Origin of the sequence: Paracoccus angustae (genome assembly GCF_042648745.1) — a bacterium.
GTDB lineage: Bacteria > Pseudomonadota > Alphaproteobacteria > Rhodobacterales > Rhodobacteraceae > Paracoccus > Paracoccus angustae.
This window is the reverse complement of the sequence record NZ_JBHRXY010000078.1, coordinates 1-5,143: the sequence shown is the minus strand read 5'-3', so window position 1 is coordinate 5,143 and position 5,143 is coordinate 1. Positions and strand designations below refer to the sequence as shown.

General features: G+C 60.5%; 6 protein-coding genes and 2 pseudogenes. 1 reads left to right on the top strand and 7 read right to left on the bottom strand.

Annotated elements, in window-relative coordinates; genetic code table 11:
- Positions 1-564 precede the first annotated feature (564 nt).
- From ACFOM8_RS22425 to ACFOM8_RS22400, 6 genes are all read right to left on the bottom strand, one after another.
- On the bottom strand, positions 565-2,037 hold the full coding sequence (locus tag ACFOM8_RS22425; RefSeq protein ID WP_377764589.1) for a hypothetical protein: 1,473 nt from the start codon (positions 2,035-2,037) through the stop codon (positions 565-567).
- A 622-nt stretch (positions 2,038-2,659) separates the two neighbouring features.
- The gene (locus ACFOM8_RS22420; RefSeq protein ID WP_377764588.1) at positions 2,660-2,899 is read right to left on the bottom strand and encodes a hypothetical protein; all 240 of its coding nucleotides are present in this window, start codon (positions 2,897-2,899) and stop codon (positions 2,660-2,662) included.
- Positions 2,896-3,564, bottom strand: coding sequence for a YcbK family protein (locus ACFOM8_RS22415; protein WP_377764587.1), 669 nt, complete (start codon positions 3,562-3,564; stop codon positions 2,896-2,898). The genes ACFOM8_RS22420 and ACFOM8_RS22415 overlap by 4 nt, the downstream gene beginning before the upstream one ends.
- A gap of 93 nt (positions 3,565-3,657) precedes the next feature.
- Entirely contained in the window at positions 3,658-3,954 is a 297-nt protein-coding gene (locus ACFOM8_RS22410; protein ID WP_377764586.1) for a hypothetical protein, read from the bottom strand.
- On the bottom strand, positions 3,926-4,363 hold the full coding sequence (locus ACFOM8_RS22405) for a hypothetical protein (RefSeq protein ID WP_377764585.1): 438 nt from the start codon (positions 4,361-4,363) through the stop codon (positions 3,926-3,928). Before ACFOM8_RS22405 ends, ACFOM8_RS22410 begins: the two co-directional genes overlap by 29 nt.
- On the bottom strand, positions 4,360-4,617 hold the full coding sequence (locus ACFOM8_RS22400; protein WP_377764584.1) for a hypothetical protein: 258 nt from the start codon (positions 4,615-4,617) through the stop codon (positions 4,360-4,362). Before ACFOM8_RS22400 ends, ACFOM8_RS22405 begins: the two co-directional genes overlap by 4 nt.
- On the opposite strand from ACFOM8_RS22400, the pseudogene ACFOM8_RS22395 reads away from it, so the two are divergent.
- A pseudogene (locus ACFOM8_RS22395) lies at positions 4,586-4,807 on the top strand (transposase); the annotation flags it as partial. The gene ACFOM8_RS22400 and the pseudogene ACFOM8_RS22395 overlap by 32 nt on opposite strands.
- Before the next feature lie 160 nt (positions 4,808-4,967).
- On the opposite strand, the pseudogene ACFOM8_RS22390 reads toward ACFOM8_RS22395, so the two are convergent.
- Positions 4,968-5,143: pseudogene (locus tag ACFOM8_RS22390) on the bottom strand (IS3 family transposase); the annotation flags it as partial.

Sequence of the window (5,143 nt, the reverse complement as noted above, 5' to 3'; positions counted from 1 at the left end):
GTCGGTCTGTTCATGCAACCCAGCTACCATGCTGGATTCACGAGATGAGTCCCTCACAGGATTTGTGCAACAGAGCCGATCTAGGGACAAAACCTTTTCACGATATTCTAAGCTCAGCTTCCAACCGTCAACGGCGGTCCATGTGTTTGAGAAAAAGTGGTGTACGCAATCTTTCACAGAGCTCAACAGCATCTTATGGGCAACTAGGAACAACCCAGTCCGCAAAAGTCGAGTTCGAGCTACATCAGGATTGAGAAAATCTGCCCATTCACTCGTCATTTGGTACCGTCTGCAATGGCTAGCCCGCCAGTTAACGTAGACCACGTCAACGTTGTTATATCCGCCGCTCGACGCTTAGGGACGACCCCGTGCGCCTTGTCCAAACCGGAAGTACATGCTTGGCGCAGCGAGATCGGCTTAACGCATGCTGTTTTGGGTTTTATCGTGGATTGCTGGACAAGCCGCTTAGCCACCCTTCTATAGAGCAAGCCGATCAGCCAATTAAACGTCATGAATGCACGTTTGCTTTGCGGTCATGCCAAGCAAAAGTCCGGGCACTGATGATCAAGACAGGTCTTCCAAATCATCGCCGAATTCTTCAAAGCCCTGTAAAATTAATGCACGACGTATATCGCCTTGTACAGCCTCAATCGGATCCCATGAGCCCGCAGTGAAATGATGTCGTAACTCATTGCAGGTCTGCAAAGAAAGTACCCTAGAGGCATTTTGTGTCGTCGTGCGCAGTACGGCATGGTGCCGATCGTGGTCACCTGCCTTGACCATACGCTGCAGCATGGAGACGATAGGCGCCACTTCCGTACCTTCTTTGGCTGCCCGATGGCTAGAAACCTGAGCAAGCAAGCCGCTGAGAAAGCCAATATCCGGCAGGATGCGAATGGCAAACCTCCTGGCGCGATGTGCTGTCGCGGACTGGCTTGCCCTGTTCGTCACCTCCCCTTCATGTGCGTGTATGAAGGCAAGTAGATAGGCCTCGATTTCAACGAGAGTTTTACCTTCGCACCACATGCGCGTCATGACCTTCAGCGCGCTGCGGATTTGGGCAACTGCATTGGTGCGGTCCGGTGTGTTGGTCCAGGCGCGCCCAAACACTGTTTCTAACGAGCCGCTTCTAACAATGAGCATGAGGTCACTTGCAGACCTGATGCATTTATCAAGAAGCCAATCGAACCATTCTGCGGTGGTTACGGCCTGACCTGGTACAATGTCATATGCCGCATCTAAGCGGGCTATAATTTCTGGCGGCACGCCATTTCTCACTGCAAGCTCTTGCTGCCAATTCAAAACCGGCAGATCGGTGAGAGCCGCTGCTGCAGCTTTAAGTGCCTCTCGGCGAGCACGTAGCCACCCATTGGCAGCGTCTTCGTTCAGGGCGCGCCGCCGGTGATAGCCGAAGGATCGGCGCGCAATCCCGTCAAAGCCAATCGTACCATCCTGTGCTACCGCTGATAGCCGTCGGATCATCCCTTGCATGCGAGGGTCGCTTATTGCACTGCCCTCGACGTGGTCGAGGAGCTGTTCGATAGGGTCAATGACCGGGCTGCAAGCATCTTTCTCCGAGAAGACGATAGGCAGTGGACTGATCGGAGGAAAGTTCAGTTCAGAAGGATCGATGAAGATCGGGTCTGCTGGAATGACGATTGCCACCCCTGTTGCCGCATAGGCAGCACGACCAGCTCGACCTAATGCATTAAGGACCTCGTGAGGCTTCAAGTCCTTCCTAGGATTCCCGTTTGGATCATCTTTTGCGCTCCGGTCAGTGCCTGCAAGGATAACCACATCGCATGGCAGGTTGAGGCCTTGAGCGATTGTTGATGTCGCTGCGACGACGTCCAATCCGAGAACAGCCTGGTCAGCGGGACGCCCGCTTTTAAAAACACCTTCGGTTAGTCGACGCTCGATTGGAAGCAAATCGCCATGATGCACTGCGGCTTGCACACCGAACGGATCAAAGGCAGCCTTGGCGGAGCCAACGTCTGCAAGTGCGGCAGCGCGCAAAGCTTCGTGGGCTTCATTCAAGGGGACGTTCGCAGGCTTCAACAACTGGTTAACATGATCCCGAACGCTGCCGCATGCCCTGGTGTCAGCACAGAATACAATCACCCGCTTGCCGAGAGCTGCGTACTCTGCGGCAATCTCAGCCGCGACAATGTTTCGGTTGGAAGTCAGTTTTCCGTACTGATTTCTGAGCAATGGCGGCTGATAGCTTGTTAGCTGTCCTCGATGGACCACTCAGTCAACTCGCAATCGGAGGAAGGGCAAGGGGTAAGAAGAACAGGCATTTGGCACAATCGGGGAGCTGACAATCTGTTCTTCGATGATGTTGCATGCGCAGGTTAGAATCCAGATGATTATCGAAGCCTACCTGATGTCGGCTGCCTATACTGCGTGGCGAACAATGTCCGCTCCGGCACGATGCAGCAGGTGCGTTGCCGCACAGTCGTCAGGCGGCATCCCGCCCTTCACGTCACCTGCGGGTCTACATAGTCACGCGCTGCAAGCCTGCGCCTGCTGTCGCAGAACATGGTAATCCGCCATGATATCCGAGACGACAGATCCCTTCTGCAAGGCCTCGACCTCAGCTGCCGCCTGCCGCTGCTCTTCGGTCAAGTACTCCACCACCGGCGGGCAGGCTCCATGCTCAGAACCGGCCGTCGCGCAGGCGCTGAGCAAGGTCATCGCGATCACGGGGGCGATCCGCCCCGGCTTCCAGCATCCGGCGTAGCGCATCATTGGTCGTTTTCGTGTTGTGCAGGCGCTCGGCGGCGCGGCCGGCCTTTTCGCCGTACCTCCGTGCGCCGAGGATGAACAGGAGGATGGCAGCGATCAGCGCCAGCCAGGGCAGAGCGCGGTGCCAGAGGGCGGTGAGGGTGGCGATCATCGCTGCCCCCGCCGCCAGTCATCCAGCCGGGCATGGATCGTCACCGCGATCCCGGCCAGCGCCAGCGCGATGAAGAGCCAGCGGAACGTATCGAGATAGGGCACCAGCGCCTGCACAGATCCCTGCGCATCGGCAAGGCTATCCTGCAGGACCTCGATTCCGGCGGCGCCGATGGTGGCCACGCCGGCCGTGCCACCGCCTCTCATCGTCCGGCTCTCGGCCAGCTCTTCGCGCGCCGGTGGCTTGTCTGCGGCGAAGCGCGAGGCCCGGGCCGGAAACGGCTGGCCCCAGCTGCGGGTGGGGCCGATGTCGATATGGACGAAGTTCGAGCGCGGATAGGTGCCGATGCCGCGGAACCCGGCCCTGCGGGCGGCAGCAATGAATCCGGCCGGATCGTGGTTGGCCATGGAAATGTCGAAGGCCGCGCCCTGCAGATGCTGCGACTTCGGCGCGCCGCCAACGCGGGCATTGTGTTCGGGACTGCGATAGGCGGAATTGACGATCATCGGTCGGCCAAGGGCGCTGCGCAGCGCCTGCAGCCGGTCGAGCGCGTCCTCGTTGACGAGCAATCTGCCGGTGCCGCGGCAGGCGATCTCGGCGGGCGAGAAGTCGGGCCAGCGCCAGGCCGAGGCTGGGACGTTGCGCCAGTGTTGATAGAAGGTCATGCTGGATCTCCATGGGAAAAGCAGCAGCCCCCGGAGGCGGGGGCTGCTGCGGGTGGGTCTGGTCGTGCGGGGTCGTGACTGTTGGCGCTGTGATCAGCGCGGCGTATTGCGTTCGCGGATGACCTGCGTGTCAGTGTGGATGCGGGCCAGTTCGCGATCGATGCGGTCGAAGCGACGATCGGCCTCAGAGGCGGCAGCGTCCTGTCCGTTGGCCATTGCGCGGATCTGGTCGGTGATGCCGGCAAAGGGATCGACCACCGGTTGCCCGGTCTCGGCCGGGTGCCGACGCATGCCCTTCAGCACCGCACCGATGGCGCCGATGATCGCCAGCGTGAGCGCGGTGAGGCCGGCCCATGCGGCCTCATCCAAGCCGTTCAGAATGTCCAACATCGGCACCGGTCCTGTAGGCTGCAAGAAGATCGAAAAGACAGGCGACCGCATAGACGCCGGCGCCGATGCCGAGGGCGCTCTGCTGACCGGCAAGCCAGGGCAGGGCGAACATCGTTGCAAGGAATGCGAAGACCCCGGCACCCAGAACGGCACCGATCATCCGCAGCAGCGGCGATCTGCGCCACGCGCCGTTCACGTAGAGCCCAGCCATACGCATCGCCGCGATCCATGAGATCGGCATGGCGAGCGCGGCTTCGTCGAGGCCGGCGCTGACGAAACCGGCGAAGCTCGGGCTGGCGGCCAGCGTATCGGCGGGCATAGCGAGGGTGATGGCGAAGGCGAGCAGCAGGGCGCTGGTCATCCATTCCAGCGCCCGACCGTGCTGCAGCAGGACGTCGGACAGCTTCACGAGGGCAGGCCGACGGTCAGGGTGTGGATAACGATGCGCACAGCGCCGCCGGTGAAACTGCCGCCCCGCGCGGTGAGACGGATTTTCGTGTCGGCATAGAACGCCTGCGGGCCGATGACGCCGCGATTGGTGCTGCTAGCGGCCACGCCGAGCGAGCCGCCGAACTTCGAGGGTTCGCCGACGATGCCGCAGTCGTAGGAGGTGGCGCCGGTGATGGTGGTGAGATCGCGACATTCAGCGATCGACGGCCGCACCACCCGGCATGAGAGCCATGCCCTGTCCCAGAAACACCGCAAGCGCATCGAGGAGGCTTTCGGCTGGGCCAAGACCGTCGGCGGCATGGCACAAACCGTCTATCGCGGAATCGAACGCGTGCGATCCCGCTTCATCCTGACAATGGTCGCCAACAACCTGGCCCGGCTGCCCCGGCTGCTGGCAGAATGAAGCCGAAAACCGGCATCGGACGCCCATGCCGTTCGTGGGAACGGGCCCGACGCGCAAAGCGACTGGTCCGTACGACGGGAAAACCTTCCACCACGCCGACTAATTCAGCGACCTGCTAAGGCATCAAAGATGCTTTTCAGCATAAAGTCACGCCGCTCCTCAGGACCGCCGTGATCCGCCGGTAGCCATAGGTCGGCCACGCTGCTACGAGCGCTGTGATGAGCGGCACCACCGCCGCGTCTTGCGCTTTATGGTAGCGCCGCCGCGGCTTCGCTTTGCCCTTTATTGGAGCGGGAAACCCCCAGCGTCTCTGCCACCGCCTTCACTGGAAATCGC

Excerpts from the sequence above, each read along its gene's own strand:
- ACFOM8_RS22420 (WP_377764588.1), bottom strand. The coding sequence starts at position 2,899 with ATGATCGCCACCCTCACCGCCCTCTGGCACCGCGCTCTGCCCTGGCTG.
- ACFOM8_RS22410 (WP_377764586.1), bottom strand. The coding sequence starts at position 3,954 with ATGTTGGACATTCTGAACGGCTTGGATGAGGCCGCATGGGCCGGCCTC.
- ACFOM8_RS22415 (WP_377764587.1), bottom strand. The coding sequence starts at position 3,564 with ATGACCTTCTATCAACACTGGCGCAACGTCCCAGCCTCGGCCTGGCGC.